Below are 13,897 nucleotides of genomic sequence, written 5' to 3' on the forward strand. Positions count from 1 at the left end.
GGCCATCCGGCGTCCGTGTCAGGGCCGTTCCCCGCCGCGTTCCCGATCGCGTTCCCCGCCGTTCTCTCCGCCGCTCTCGCCGCCGCGTTCCGCACCCTGTTCTACGCCGTGTTCCGCACCCTGTTCTACGCCGCGCTCCGCTCCGTCGCCGCGGCCCGGCGGCGGGGTTCCATAGCCCCCGCCGCCAGGTGTGCGCAGCACCAGAACGTCCCCCGGCTCCAGCTCGGCCGTGTCGCAGCCGCGCAGTGCGGTGGCCGCCCGGTCGCCCGGGTGCTCGATGTGCTGGTCGCCCGGTGCGCCGGGTCCGCCGCCCGCCATGCCGTACGGCCGGACCCGGCGGTGGCCGGAGAGCAGCGCCACGGTGACGGGCTCCAGGAAGCGGATGCGCCGCTCCACGCCGCGGCCGCCGTGCCAGCGCCCGTCGCCGCCGCTGCCCTCACGGACCCGGAAGCTCTCCAGCAGGACGGGGTAGCGCCATTCGAGGACTTCGGGGTCGGTGAGGCGGGAGTTGGTCATGTGGGTCTGTACGGCGTCGGCGCCGTCGAAGCCGTCGCCCGCGCCGGAGCCGCTCGCCACGGTCTCGTAGTACTGGACGCGTTCGTTGCCGAAGGTGAGGTTGTTCATGGTGCCCGAGCCCTCGGCCTGGATGCCGAGGGCCGCGTACAGGGCGCCGGTGACGGCCTGGGACGTCTCCACGTTCCCCGCGACGGTGGCCGCCGGGTGGACGGGCGCCAGCATGGATCCTTCCGGGATCCGGACCTCCACGGGTTTGAGACAGCCGCTGTTGAGGGGGATGTCGTCGTCCACCAGGGTCCGGAAGACGTAGAGCACGGCCGCCATGACCACGGATTTCGGCGCGTTGAAGTTGCCCGGCTGCTGCGGTGAGGTGCCGGAGAAGTCGACGACCGCGCTGCGGGCGGCCCGGTCCACGGTGAGGGCGACCTCGATGACCGCGCCGTTGTCGGTCTCGTAGCGGTAGGAGCCGTCGTGCAGTGCGGCGATGATCCGGCGGACGGACTCCTCGGCGTTGTCCTGTACGTGCCGCATGTACGCGGCGACGGCATCGGGCCCGAACTGTTCGGTCATGCGGCGGAGTTCGGCGATGCCCTTCTCGTTCGCGGCGATCTGGGCGCGCAGATCGGCGAGGTTGGCCTCCGGGTCGCGCGAGGGGTACGCGGCGGTGGTGAGCAGTTCGCGCGTCCCGTCCTCGCGGAACCTGCCGTCGCGCACCAGCAGCCAGTTGTCGAACAGCACCCCCTCCTCGTGGATGGTGCGGCTGAAGGCGGGCATGGAGCCGGGGGTGATGCCGCCGATCTCGGCGTGATGTCCGCGTGAGGCCACGAGGAAGCGCAGTTCCGGCCGCTCGCCGTCGGCCCTGTCGGCCTCGTCGAACACGGGTGTCACCACGGTCACGTCGGGCAGGTGGGTTCCCCCGTGGTACGGATCGTTGATGGCGTACACGTCGCCGGGCCGCATCGTCTCGCCGTTGCGCCGCAGCACCTCCTTGATGGACTCCCCCATCGAGCCGAGGTGGACGGGGATGTGCGGGGCGTTGGCGATCAGATTGCCGTCCGCGTCGAAGAGCGCGCAGGAGAAGTCGAGCCGCTCCTTGATGTTGACGGAGTGGGCCGTGTTCTCCAGGCGCACGCCCATCTGCTCGGCGATCGACATGAAGAGGTTGTTGAAGACCTCCAGCATGACGGGGTCGACCCGGGTGCCGACGGCGGTACGGTCCGGGCGCGGGCGGACCCTGGTGAGCAGCAGATGGCCGGTGCCGTGGAGCGTGGCCTGCCAGCCCGGGTCGACGACGGTGGTGGCGTCCGCCTCGGCGATCACGGCGGGGCCGGTCACGGTGTCGGCGGTGCGGAGGTCCTCGCGGCGGTGGAGCGGGGTGTCCTGCCATCGGCCGTCGGCGAACATCCGCACGGTGTCGTGCGGTCGGGGCCGGGTTCCCGGGCGGGGCTCGCGGCCGGCCGGGCGGGGCCGGTGCCGGCCCGCCGTTCCGGTCGCCTCGACCGACACCGCCTCGACGACCAGGGGCTTGTCCATGGTGAACGCGTAGCGCGCCCGGTGCTCGGCGGTGAACGCCTCGGCCATGGCGGGTGCGGTGTCCAGGTCGACGGGCAGGCTGGAGTCCGTGCCGGCGTAGCGCAGCAGTACCCGGGCACGGGTGCTGATCGCGGTGTCGGGGACGGCGTCGGCACGCAGTTCGGCGCGGGTCCGGGCGGCCAGTTCGTCACAGAGTCCGCCGATCTCGGTCCGGGTCGCCTCGTTCAGCTCCGCCTCCACCGACTGCTCGCGCATCGCGGTGGCGTCGGCGAGGCCGATCCCGTACGCGGACAGCACGCCCGCCAGCGGCGGTACGAGGACCGTGTCGATGCCGAGCGAGTCGGCGACGGCGCAGACGTGCTGGCCACCGGCGCCGCCGAAGCCGGTCAGGGCGTAGCGGGTGATGTCGTGCCCACGCTGCACGGAGATCTTCTTGACCGCGTTCGCCATGTTGAGCACGGCGATCTCCAGGAATCCGGCGGCGGTCTCGGCGGCCGTGCGCCGGGTTCCGGTGGCGCGTGCGACGTCCTCGGCGAGCGCGTCGAAGCGTTCGCGGACCAGGTCCGCGTCGAGCGGGAGGTCGCCGTCCGGTCCGAACACGGCCGGGAAGTGCGCGGGCTGGATCCGGCCGAGCATCACATTGGCATCGGTGACGGTCAGCGGACCGCCGCGGCGGTAGCAGGCCGGGCCGGGCGTCGCGCCCGCCGAGTCGGGGCCGACCCGGTAGCGCCGGCCGTCGAAGTGCAGCACGGAGCCGCCGCCGGCCGCGACGGTGTGGATGCTCATCATCGGGGCGCGCATCCGTACTCCGGCGACCTGGGTACCGAGTTCGCGCTCGAACTCGCCCGCGTAGTGCGAGACGTCGGTGGACGTGCCGCCCATGTCGAAGCCGATGACCCGCTCGAATCCGGCCTGTTCGGAGGTGCGGGCCATACCGACCACGCCACCGGCGGGGCCGGAGAGCACCGCGTCCTTGCCCCGGAAGTGGGAGGCCTCGCGCAGCCCACCGTTGGACTGCATGAACATCAGCCGGATGCCGCCGAGTTCACCGGCGACCTCGTCGACGTACCGGCGCAGGATCGGCGAGAGGTAGGCGTCGACGACGGTGGTGTCGCCGCGTGGCACCAGTTTGATCAGCGGGCTCACCTCGTGCGAGCAGCTGACCTGGGTGAAGCCCGCCTCGCGGGCCGCGTCGGCCACGGCGCTCTCGTGTCCGGGATGGCGGTAGCCGTGCATCAGGACGACGGCCGCGCTGCGCAGTCCCTCGGCGTGGGCCGCCCTCAGCCGCTCGGTGACCGCTTCCCGGTCCAGCGGGGTGACGACCCGGCCGCGGGCGTCGATCCGCTCGGGGACCTCGATCACCCGCTCGTAGACGGTCTCGGGCAGCAGGATGCGGCGGTCGAAGAGGCGCGGCCGGTTCTGGTACGCGATGCGCAGCGCGTCCCGGAAGCCCTCCGTGATGACCAGGACGGTCGGCTCGCCGCGCCGCTCCAGCAGGGCGTTGGTGGCGACAGTGGTACCGATCCGCACCGCGGCGACCCGGTCGGCGGGGACCGGATCGGTGGGGCCGAGGCCGAGCAGCGCCCGGATTCCGGCCACGGCGGCGTCGCGGTAGCGGTCCGGGTCGTGGGAGAGCAGCTTGCGGGTTACCAGGTGCCCGTCCGGGTCCCGGCCCACGACGTCGGTGAACGTCCCGCCTCGGTCGATCCAGAACTCCCAGCGTCCGGTCATCCCTCCATACTGGCCCGCGGCGCGGACAGCGGACCAGAGGGCACGGCGGGCTGCGGCTCTACGGTGGCCGGCGCGCTCCGCAGGGCTTCCTCGGCGCGGTGGGCGGTGAGGGCGATGGTCAGTCGCCTGCCCGGAAGCGCGACCCGGACCTGGAGGTAACCGGGCAGGGGGTTTCGGCGTCGAAGGGGCCGTCCGGGCGGGACCTGGTCGTCGCGGCGGCCGGGACCGGGGCCATGACGAGCGGTTCGTGGCCGCGGGCGACGAGGTGACGGGCCGTCTGCAGGGTGCGGTGGGCCACCCCGTTGGCATCGGGCGGGAGGATTCGGTGACGCTGACGACACGCATGTCCGTGTTCTCGCCGCGCCGGGCGTGACCGGGCCTGCTTGGATCTTTCCGCCCGGGGAACGTCCCATGAGTGCTTGAACCGGGGGGCGTCCGAGCCTTTGGGCCGAGGCCCGCTCGTTCGCGCCGCGCGCCCCCCGACGCGCGTCGCTGTGCGTGACCCGGTCAGGCCGCAGGGGTGTCGGGCCCGATCCGGCTGCGTACCGCCGTCTGCACCTCGGCCTCCTCGGCCGGGTCGGCGGCGAGGCGGCGGAGCCGCTCCGCGACCCTGATGTCGCCGGTCTCCGCGTGGAGTGCGGCCACCTCACGGGTGGTCTCCTCGCAGTCCCACAGGCATTCGACGGCGAATCCGGTGGCGAAGGAGGGGTCGGTGGCGGCCAGTGCGCGGGCCGCCCGGCCACGCAGGTGCGAGGAGGACGTCTCCCGGTAGATGTGCCGCAGTACGGGTGCGGCACAGCCGATGCCGAGCCGTCCCGCGCCGTCGACGAGGGTCCACAGCCGTGGTGCGTCCGGTCCGTCGCCCCGTACGGCCGCGCGCAGTGCGCCGAGGACCAGTGAGGCGTCCTGGGCGCCGCCCCGGCAGGCGAGCACACCGGCCGCGGACGCGCCGAGCGCGTCGGGCCGCCGGGCCCAGCTCCGGGCGCGGTCCACCGCCGCGTCGCCGCACATCCGCTCGAAGGCGGCGACGGAGGCGTCGGCGACGGTGCGCGAGGCGCTGACCGCTCCGGCCTCGATCAGGTCGAGCACGGCCGGGTCCCTGGCCTCCGCGAGATAGTGCAGGGCGGCGCAGCGTGCGCCGTCGGGGCCGCTGCGGGCGGCCTCGACGATCGTGGGCCGGTCCTCGGGGCCCGCGACGGCGGTGAGGCAGCGGGCGGCCGGCCCATGGAGGGCGCTGCCGCGTTCGAGCCCCTGCTGGGCCCAGTCGAAGACCGCCTGGACGCTCCAGCCCGGACGGGGGCCGCCGGGGCGCATCTGGCGCTGCCAGCGGTCGAACGAGCCCTGCTCCGAGGCGGCTCGGACCCTGGCGCCGATCTCGTCGCGCGGGTCCTCCGCCCAGAGCCGCCAGGGGCGGGGCTCGTAGGCGTCCCGTACGGTGGCGGCCAGCTCGGCCGCGCCCTCCTCGGTGGCCGGGAACCGGCCGAGCACGGGTACGGCGAGGGCGCGGAGTCCGGCGTCGTCGTCGCGCAGGGCGAGTTCGTCCAGGGCCCAGGCCCAGTTGGCGCCGGTCGCGGCGTACCGCCGCAGCAGGGCCAGGGCGTCGCCGCGTCCGTACGAGGCGAGGTGGCCGAGCACGGCCAGGGCCAGCCCGGTGCGCGAGTCGTCGGTGTCGAGATGGTCGTCGGGATCGCACAGGTGCCGCTCGATCTCCTCGATGCCGCCGTCGAGGTCGAGGTAGAGGCGTGCGTAGTAGAGGGAGCGGTTCTCCACCTGCCAGTCGTGACGCGGATCGCTCAGGACGCAGTGGTTGAGAGCCGCCAGGGCCTCGGGGCGTGGTGCGGCGAGCGCGTGGAGCGTGCCGTCGCCACGGCCCCTCTGCAGCAGGCCGAGCAGGGTGCCGCTCGGCGCTATGAACGGATCAAACATGGAAAAAGCCTCACATCAAGCTGTCGACGCAACCGGGACTGTGCAGTTCCAAGTGCCGGGTGGGCACTACGCCGCGCAGCAACATGATCGGCCGACCGCCGTCTTCTGCTTGGTGTAGACCATCTTCCTCTGCCTCTCGTCGGTGGCCCGGAGCCGGGCCCGCGACGTCATGATGACCCAGCCATTTCGCCACCGCGACCACATTTACGGCGTACCCGGTCAGCGGGAACCGAAGAGTTCCAGCAGGTCGGCCTTGCCGAACATGCGAGCCGTGTCCAGGGCGGAGGGTGTTCCGGCGGCCGGATCGGCCCCGGCGGAGAGCAGCGCCTCGATCACCGCGTCCTCGCCCTTGAAGACGGCCCCGGCGAGCGGCGTCTGCCCGCGGTCGTTGGCCCGGTCCGGGTCGGCGCCCCGGCCGACGAGGGCCGTGACGGCGGCGGCGTGGCCGTGGTAGGCGGCGAGCATCAGCAGCGAATCGCCCCGGTCGTTGGTGAGGTTCGCGGGGACGCCCGCATCGACGTACGCGGCGAGCGCGTCGGTCTCACCCCGGCGAGCGAGGTCGAAGACCTTCGTCGCCAGCTCGACCACCTCGGGATCGGGTGTTTCGCTCATCGGACGGACCGCCTTCCATCAACCGGTTTCACCGCTGTCGACCTGCCGGGACGTACGCCGTGGGGGCCGTACGAGTGAATCGACAGGGTACTGCCCGACCGGGCACATGACCCGGCCCACCCGCGGCAAGGGATCACGAATGGCGCGCCGGAACAGTACGCGACATCGATTGTTCCGCCGCACCGGGATCACCCTGGCGGCCATTCAAGTGAAAATAACGACTTTTCACCCAAATGCAGCTTTTATCGTATAGATACTTCCGGTGAATCTGGAAGGACTCATGGTGACTGTCCCCCCCAACCAGGAGAACCACTCATGATCCTGTCCATGTCAGGCGTCGTCATCCTCGGCATCATCGTCTTCCTGTTCTTCAGGAAGGACGGCCTCAAGGCCTCGCACGCCCTCGTCACTGCCCTGTTCGGCTTCTATCTGGCAGGCACCGCGATCGCACCGAGCATCACGGCGGGCGGCGCGAGTCTCGCCGGCCTCCTGGGCGGGATCAAGTTCTGACCGTCCGCGACCGTTCCCACCCCTTCAGGAGACCGACGTGGCCCGGCGACCACTCCCCCGCATTCTGAGCAGCGGCAGCGCCTCGATCACTCGCAGTCGCGAGTTCGCGCGCACGGCCGCCGACAACGCCACGGACGTCCTCCATCCGCTGATCACGATCACCCGTGGTCTGCGGCTGCTGGCCGCGGCCGGACGGCAGAAGTGGGCCGCGACGCCCAAGGACAAGCGTGGCCCCACGCTGTCCGTCGTCGCGGCCTGCATCTTCGTGTTCGCGCTCATGCCGTACGGGGGCCTGATCGCCCTGGTCACGGTGATGGGCGCGGCAGCCTGGGCGGGGCGGGAGCGGACCCCGGTGAAGACCGGCCCCGACGACGCGGAGACCGCGCGGCTGCGGTCCCTGTACGAGGCGCTCGTGCCGTACTTCTCGGTGGCCGACGACCCCGGTCCGCTGTTCTCCCACGGCGGCGACTGGGAGAAGGCCTTCAGCGGCTACGAGTTCGACACCGACGGGCGGCTGACCCGTCTCCAGGTGACGTACCCCGCCTACTTCACCGACAGCGAGGCCGATTCCCGGGCCAGGATCGAGCGGCTGCTGCACGCCAAGTCCGGCCGCGGCCGCGAGTACCACTTCGCCTGGGACGAGGAGGCCAACCGGCTCGTCATGAGCGTCCTCGGCGCCCTGCCCACCTCGATCGGCGCCCAGCGTTTCGTCACCGCCCCCGGCGAGACCGTACTGGGCTTCACGGACGGCGACGCGGTGCAGCGCACCGTTCCGGTGCACGACGGCGACGCCACCCGCGACGCCCCGCCGGTCGTCTGGCGCACCGGCGCCCGCTCCACCGAGCCGCATCTGCTGGTGATCGGGCAGCCCGGCAGCGGCACCACGACCCTGCTGCGCTCCATCGCCCTCCAGGCGCTCCAGCACGGCGACATCCTGGTCGTCGAAGGCAGCGGGACCGGCGAGTACGCGTTCCTGACCGGGCGCGACGGTGTCCTGGCCGTGGAGTGCGGGCTCGCCGGCGCACTGGCGACGCTGGAGTGGGCGGCCCACGAGACGGAACGACGGCTGATCGCCGCGAACCGGGCCCGGCAGTCCGGCCACCCCGCGCCCGACGACACCCGGCGCCCGCTCTGGATCCTGCTGGACCGCCCCGGCGCCCTCGCCCACCTGGCCGCCGCCGACGGCGGGCCCGATCCGCTGGAGCTGCTCCAGGTGCCGCTGCGGCACGGCAGGGCGGCCAACGTGACCGTCGTCCTGTCCGATCAATTCGACGGCCTGGACGCCCTCGGCGAGACCGTACGCACGCACTGCCGGGCCCGGGTGGCGCTCGGCCACTGCTCCTGCGAGCAGGTGGAGTCGGTGCTCGGGACCGAGCCGCACACCACCCCGGCCCCCGATGTCCCGCCCGGCCGCGGCTACGCGCGGCTCGGCACCGGTCCGGTGCTCCGGCTCCAGGTCCCGGCCACGCCCGATCCGTACGACGAGGCGACCGGCGAGGCGGAGCGGCAGGCGGTCCTCGGGCTGCTCCCCGAACGGCGGGCACCCGTCGAGGCGGCCGTTCCGGCCGGTGCGAGCGTGCCGGCCGAGACGGCCGGGACGGCTGGGACGGCTGGGACGGGCGTCCCGGAGCCGGTGCTGCCGCGCGGCGTGGCCGTGGCCGTCGACGGCATGACGGTCACCGACTGAGCGGATCCGCCCGAGGGGTGACGGGCCGGCCGGCCCGTCACCCCTCGGGCGTTTCCCGGGTCAGGCGACGAACGTACGCGGCGTCTCGGCCCCCACGCCCGCCCCCGACCCGACCAGTTGCGCAGCCGCCGCGAGCCGCGCCGCAGCCTCGTCCGCGACCGGCCCCGCGACCGTGAACGGCAGCCGTACGTACCCCTCGAAGGCGCCGTCGACCCCGAACCGGGGGCCGGACGGAACGCGGACCCCGACCCGCTCCCCGGCCACCGCCAGCCGGGAGCCGGAGAGGCCGCCGGTCCGCACCCAGAGCGTCAGGCCGCCGTCCGGGACCGAGAACTCCCAGTCGGGCAGCTCCCGGCGGACCGCGGTGACGAGCGCGTCCCGGTTCTCCCTCGCCTGTCCGCGCCGGACCTGCACGGCCTCCTCCCAGCCGCCGGTGCGCATCAGCCAGTTCAGGGCGAGCTGTTCGAGGACGGGGGTGCCCATGTCGGCGTAGGCGCGGGCGGCCACCAGGCTGCGGATCACGTCCGGGGCGGCGCGCACCCAGCCGATCCGCATGCCCGCCCAGAAGGCCTTGCTCGCCGATCCGACCGTGATCACGGTTGAGCCCGCGGGATCGAAGGCGCAGACCCGCCGGGGCATCCGCACATCGGGGTCGAGGCAGAGCTCGGTCATGGTCTCGTCGACGACCAGGACCGTACCGGCGGAGCGGGCCGCGTCCACCAGGTCACGCCGCCGGTCCTCGTCGGCCAGCGCGCCGGTGGGGTTGTGGAAGTCGGCGACCACATAGGCGAGCCGCGGCGCCGCGTCCCGCAACACCTGCCGCCACCGGTTCATGTCCCAGCCGCCGAGCCCCTCCTCCATCGCCACCGGCACCAGCCGGGCGCCCGCCTCCCGCATCAGCTGCAGGATGTTGGCGTAGCTCGGGGACTCCACCGCGATCCGCTCGCCCCGGCCCGCGAAGAGGTGGCAGATCGCGTCGATCGCCCCCATCGCACCGGTGGTGACCATGATCTGTTCGGGCATGGTCGGGATCCCGCGCCGGGTGTAGCGGTCCGCGATCATCTGCCGCAGCGCGGGCAGCCCGGCCGGGTAGTCGCCGTGGGTGTGGGCGTACGGAGCGAGCTCCTCGATGGCGCCCTGGAACGCCCGGGTCAGCCACGGCTCGGGGGCGGGCAGCGAGGCACAGCCCAGGTCGATCATCGAACCGAGGGCCTCGGGGGGCAGCGGTTCCAGTCCGCGTGCGGGCAGCGTGTTCCCGGCGGGCACGGCGGTCCAGCTGCCGGCTCCCCGCCGGGACTCCAGGAACCCCTCGGTCCGCAGCGCCTCGTAGGCGGCGGCGACGGTGGTGCGGCTGACGGAGAGGGCGAGCGCCAGTTCGCGTTCGGCGGGGAGCCTGGCGGCGACGGGCACCCGGCCTTCGAGGACGAGCAGACGGATCCCGTCGGCCAGCGCACGATAGGCGGGCGGCTTGCGGGTACCCGGTCCGGCTGGCCGGGGCTGCTGGGCCCGGAGCTGCCGGGCGAGCTGGGCCGCGCCCACTGCCGAAGTCCACTGAGCCATGGAAATCAGTCCACCTTCCTCGGATTGGCCATAGTTGGCAGCCAATCCCCTGCCACAGAGTGACACGCATCAGTCCACTACCACCACACCAGGGGGCACCCTTTGTCCATCACAGCCGTCCCTCGCGGGGCGCACCTCACCCGCCGGCTGATCCAGCTGTACGTCGGTCTCGCGCTGTACGGGACGAGTTCGGCGCTGCTGGTCCGGGCCGGTCTGGGGCTCGAACCCTGGGGCGTGCTCCATCAGGGGCTCGCCGAGCGCACCGGCCTGTCCATCGGGGTCGTCTCGATCATCGTCGGCGCGGCCGTACTGCTGCTGTGGATCCCGATCAGGCAGCGTCCGGGCCTGGGCACCGTCTCCAATGTCTTCGTCGTGGGCATAGCCATGGACGGCACGCTGGCGCTGGTGCCCGACGTGCACGGCCTCGCCGCGCAGATCGCCGTGATGGCCGCGGGGGTCGTGGTCAACGGCGTCGCCACGGGGCTGTACATCGCGGCACGGTTCGGCCCCGGCCCGCGTGACGGGCTCATGACCGGGCTGCACCGGCTGACCGGCCGCTCGATCCGGCTGGTGCGGACGCTGCTCGAGGTGGCGGTCGTGGTGACCGGCTTCCTGCTCGGTGGCACCCTCGGCGCGGGCACGGTCGTGTACGCCCTGGCCATCGGCCCGCTCGCCCAGTTCTTCCTGCGCTTCTTCGCGGTCGGCGGGAAGCCGGGCGCGGAGACCGGGGCCGACGGGGGTGGCGCCGCCGGGAAGGGCGAGGCCCGTGGGGAGGCCGTCGCATCCGCGCCGGACGACGGCGACAGTGCCGTCACCGCCCGGACACCGGAGCAGGCCATACTTCCGGAGTGACCTCAGTACGCCACCCCTATCTGGACCATCCCGCAACGATCCCCTTCGCCCATCGCGGCGGCGCGGCGGACGGGATCGAGAACACCACGGCCGCGTTCCGCCGGGCGGCCGACGCCGGGTACCGCTACTTCGAGACCGATGTGCACACCACGTCGGACGGCCGTCTGGTGGCCTTCCACGACTCCACCCTGGACCGGGTGACGGACGCCCGCGGCCGGATAGCCGAGCTGCCGTGGAGCGAGGTGCGGCGGGCCAGGGTGGCGGGCCGGGAGCCGCTGCCGCTCTTCGAGGAACTCCTGGAGACCTTCCCCGGGGCCCGCTGGAACGTCGACATCAAGGCCGGGACCGCTCTGGCCCCGCTGATCGAACTGATCCGCCGGACGAACGCCTGGGACCGGGTGTGCGTCGGTTCCTTCTCGGAGGCCCGGGTCGCCAGGGCCCACCGGCTGGCGGGCCCCCGGCTCGCCACCTCCTACGGTGTCCGGGGGGTGCTGGGCCTGCGGCTGCGCTCGTACGGAATACCGGCGGCGCTGCGGGCCGGCGCGGTGTGCGCACAGGTGCCGGAGAGCCAGAACGGCGTCCGGGTGGTCGACCGGCGCTTCGTGCGCGAGGCGCACTCGCGCGGGCTCCAGGTGCACGTCTGGACCGTGAACGAACCCGAGCGGATGGCCGCGCTCCTCGACCTCGGCGTGGATGGCATCATGACCGATCACATCGAGACGCTGCGCACGGTGCTGAGCGGGCGGGGAGCCTGGGCCTGACACCGGCCGTGCGACGTCTTCACGGGGAGAGACGAGGGGGTGCGGGTTGAGCGCCGAGACCGCGGAAACCGCTGGGCCGACGGAACCGACAGCGGATGCCGCCGAGGCCGCGAGCCGCAGACGTGAACAACACGGCTGGTATTTCTACGACTTCGCCTGCTCGGTCTACTCGACGAGCGTCCTGACGGTCTTCATCGGCCCCTATCTCACCTCGATAGCCAAGGCGGCCGCCGACGCCGACGGCTTCGTGCACCCTCTCGGGATTCCGGTCCGCGCCGGGTCGCTGTTCGCCTACGCGGTCTCGGTGTCCGTCGTGGTCGCGGTGATCATGATGCCGATCGTGGGCGCCGCCGCGGACCGTACGGGGCGCAAGAAGCCGCTGCTGGCGGCCGCCGCCTACACAGGAGCCGTCGCGACCGCCGGCATGTTCTTCCTGGACGGCCACCGCTATCTGCTGGGCGCCTTCCTCCTGATCGTGGCCAACGCCGCGATCTCGGTGTCGATGGTGCTCTACAACGCGTATCTGCCGCAGATCGCCGGACCGGACGAGCGGGACACGGTCTCCTCGCGCGGCTGGGCCTTCGGATACACCTCGGGCGCGCTCGTCCTGGTCCTGAACCTGGTCCTGTACACGGGCCACGACTCCTTCGGCCTGTCCGAGTCCGACTCGGTGCGGATCTGCCTCGCGTCGGCGGGCCTGTGGTGGGGTGCCTTCACGATCGTGCCGCTGCGCAGGCTGCGCGACCGGCAGGTGGCGCCGGGCGGCGAGGGTGCGGTCGGTTCGGGGTGGCGGCAGCTGATGGCCACCCTGCGCGACATGCGCCGCCATCCGCTGACGCTCTCCTTCCTGCTGGCGTACCTGATCTACAACGACGGCGTGCAGACGGTGATCTCCCAGGCCTCGGTGTACGGCTCGGAGGAGCTGGACCTCGACCAGACGACCCTGATCACGGCGGTGCTGCTGGTGCAGGTGCTCGCGGTGGCCGGAGCGCTGGGGATGGGCCGGCTGGCCCGGTCGTACGGCGCGAAGCGCACGATCCTCGGCTCGCTCGTCGTCTGGACGCTGATTCTCGTCACCGGTTACTTCCTCCCGGCCGGGGCGCCGGTCTACTTCTACGCGCTGGCGTCGGCGATCGGCCTGGTCCTGGGCGGCAGCCAGGCGCTGTCGCGCTCGCTGTTCTCCCATCTGGTGCCGCGAGGCAAGGAGGCCGAGTACTTCTCCGCGTACGAGATGAGCGACCGCGGACTGAGCTGGCTGGGGCCATTGGTGTTCGGACTCGCGTACCAGCTGACCGGCAGCTACCGGGATGCGATCATCTCGTTGGTGATCTTCTTCGTGGTCGGTTCCGTGCTGCTCGCGAGGGTGCCGGTACGGCGGGCCGTGGCGGCCGCCGGCAATCCCGTTCCGGAACGGATTTAGACGTTGAAGTGAAAGGCCGGTAGTGTACGCCTTTGGCCTGCCCGGAGGACCGTTACTGCGAGCGGAAGACACCGAACTGTTGGGTGACAACTTCCGTCAGATGTGACAAACCGGGCATCGCTGGGTACTTGAAACCCTGGGAAACCTGAAAAAGCAGCGGCACGACGGGCGACACATGACCGGCAACGGGAATCTTTACCGCCGACCGGACGTTGACCGGATGACGACGACAGCGACACCTGTCCTGTGGGCGACAAGCCCGGGAGGCACGATTCATGAGTGAGCGAGCTCTCCGCGGCACGCGACTCGTGGTTACCAGCTACGAGACGGACCGCGGCATCGATCTGGCCCCGCGCCAGGCGGTGGAGTACGCATGCCAGAACGGACATCGATTTGAGATGCCGTTCTCGGTAGAGGCGGAAATTCCGCCGGAGTGGGAGTGCAAGGCGTGCGGCGCCATGGCACTCCTGGTGGACGGGGATGGCCCCGAGGAGAAGAAGGGCAAGCCTGCGCGTACGCACTGGGACATGCTCATGGAGCGGCGCACACGCGAGGAGCTGGAGGAAGTGCTCGCCGAGAGGCTTGCGGTTCTGCGCTCCGGAGCCATGAACATCGCCGTACATCCGCGGGACAGCAGGAAGTCTGCCTGACCGCGTAACACCTCTGCACGACAGAGCCGCGGGGGGGGGGGCGCCGGGGGGGGGGGGGGGGGGCGCCGCGCGCTGCCGGGCGCGCCAGCCGGGCCCCCGGCGCGCCCCGGCGGGGGTGGACGCCGGGGCCGAAGCCCCG

At 72.3% G+C, this 13,897-nt stretch carries 10 protein-coding genes; 6 read left to right on the forward strand and 4 right to left on the reverse strand.

Going from position 1 to position 13,897, the window contains the following annotated elements:
- Positions 1-18: 18 nt before the first annotated feature.
- The 3 genes from ACFYY7_RS32865 to ACFYY7_RS32875 all read right to left on the reverse strand — a co-directional run bounded on the left by ACFYY7_RS32865 (position 19) and on the right by ACFYY7_RS32875 (position 6,318).
- The gene (locus ACFYY7_RS32865) at positions 19-3,780 is read right to left on the reverse strand and encodes a hydantoinase B/oxoprolinase family protein (protein ID WP_388667488.1); all 3,762 of its coding nucleotides are present in this window, start codon (positions 3,778-3,780) and stop codon (positions 19-21) included.
- Between the two features lie 507 nt (positions 3,781-4,287).
- Positions 4,288-5,706, reverse strand: a complete 1,419-nt coding sequence (locus tag ACFYY7_RS32870; RefSeq protein WP_388667489.1) for a HEAT repeat domain-containing protein — start codon at positions 5,704-5,706, stop codon at positions 4,288-4,290.
- Positions 5,707-5,925: 219 nt separating this feature from the next.
- Positions 5,926-6,318 carry an ankyrin repeat domain-containing protein gene (locus ACFYY7_RS32875; RefSeq protein WP_072489348.1) on the reverse strand — a complete coding sequence of 131 codons (393 nt, stop codon included), beginning with the start codon at positions 6,316-6,318 and terminating at the stop codon, positions 5,926-5,928.
- 315 nt (positions 6,319-6,633) lie between these two features.
- On the opposite strand from ACFYY7_RS32875, the gene ACFYY7_RS32880 reads away from it, so the two are divergent.
- Both ACFYY7_RS32880 and ACFYY7_RS32885 read left to right on the forward strand, forming a co-directional pair.
- The gene (locus ACFYY7_RS32880) at positions 6,634-6,828 is read left to right on the forward strand and encodes a hypothetical protein (protein ID WP_018103962.1); all 195 of its coding nucleotides are present in this window, start codon (positions 6,634-6,636) and stop codon (positions 6,826-6,828) included.
- Between the two features lie 37 nt (positions 6,829-6,865).
- Complete coding sequence (locus ACFYY7_RS32885) at positions 6,866-8,515, forward strand: hypothetical protein (RefSeq protein ID WP_388667490.1); 1,650 nt, start codon at positions 6,866-6,868, stop codon at positions 8,513-8,515.
- Positions 8,516-8,575: 60 nt separating this feature from the next.
- On the opposite strand, the gene ACFYY7_RS32890 is transcribed toward ACFYY7_RS32885, so the two are convergent.
- Positions 8,576-10,075, reverse strand: a complete 1,500-nt coding sequence (locus ACFYY7_RS32890; protein ID WP_388667491.1) for a PLP-dependent aminotransferase family protein — start codon at positions 10,073-10,075, stop codon at positions 8,576-8,578.
- 102 nt (positions 10,076-10,177) lie between these two features.
- Here ACFYY7_RS32890 and ACFYY7_RS32895 point away from each other — a divergent pair, with 102 nt between their 5' ends.
- The 4 genes from ACFYY7_RS32895 (at position 10,178) to ACFYY7_RS32910 (ending at position 13,758) form a co-directional block, all read left to right on the forward strand.
- Positions 10,178-10,927, forward strand: a complete 750-nt coding sequence (locus tag ACFYY7_RS32895) for a YitT family protein (protein WP_388667492.1) — start codon at positions 10,178-10,180, stop codon at positions 10,925-10,927.
- Complete coding sequence (locus ACFYY7_RS32900) at positions 10,924-11,688, forward strand: glycerophosphodiester phosphodiesterase (protein ID WP_383725143.1); 765 nt, start codon at positions 10,924-10,926, stop codon at positions 11,686-11,688. Before ACFYY7_RS32895 ends, ACFYY7_RS32900 begins: the two co-directional genes overlap by 4 nt.
- A 46-nt stretch (positions 11,689-11,734) precedes the next feature.
- Positions 11,735-13,108, forward strand: coding sequence for an MFS transporter (locus ACFYY7_RS32905; protein WP_388667493.1), 1,374 nt, complete (start codon positions 11,735-11,737; stop codon positions 13,106-13,108).
- 275 nt (positions 13,109-13,383) lie between these two features.
- Positions 13,384-13,758, forward strand: a complete 375-nt coding sequence (locus ACFYY7_RS32910) for an RNA polymerase-binding protein RbpA (RefSeq protein WP_007262928.1) — start codon at positions 13,384-13,386, stop codon at positions 13,756-13,758.
- The last annotated feature ends 139 nt before the right edge of the window (positions 13,759-13,897 follow it).

The sequence above is a fragment of the Streptomyces sp. NPDC001933 genome (assembly GCF_042890955.1).
Taxonomy (GTDB): Bacteria; Actinomycetota; Actinomycetes; order Streptomycetales; family Streptomycetaceae; genus Streptomyces.

Excerpts from the sequence above, each read along its gene's own strand:
- ACFYY7_RS32865 (WP_388667488.1), bottom strand. The coding sequence starts at position 3,780 with ATGACCGGACGCTGGGAGTTCTGGATCGACCGAGGCGGGACGTTCACC.
- ACFYY7_RS32880 (WP_018103962.1), top strand. The coding sequence starts at position 6,634 with ATGATCCTGTCCATGTCAGGCGTCGTCATCCTCGGCATCATCGTCTTC.
- ACFYY7_RS32890 (WP_388667491.1), bottom strand. The coding sequence starts at position 10,075 with ATGGCTCAGTGGACTTCGGCAGTGGGCGCGGCCCAGCTCGCCCGGCAG.
- ACFYY7_RS32875 (WP_072489348.1), bottom strand. The coding sequence starts at position 6,318 with ATGAGCGAAACACCCGATCCCGAGGTGGTCGAGCTGGCGACGAAGGTC.
- ACFYY7_RS32870 (WP_388667489.1), bottom strand. The coding sequence starts at position 5,706 with ATGTTTGATCCGTTCATAGCGCCGAGCGGCACCCTGCTCGGCCTGCTG.
- ACFYY7_RS32910 (WP_007262928.1), top strand. The coding sequence starts at position 13,384 with ATGAGTGAGCGAGCTCTCCGCGGCACGCGACTCGTGGTTACCAGCTAC.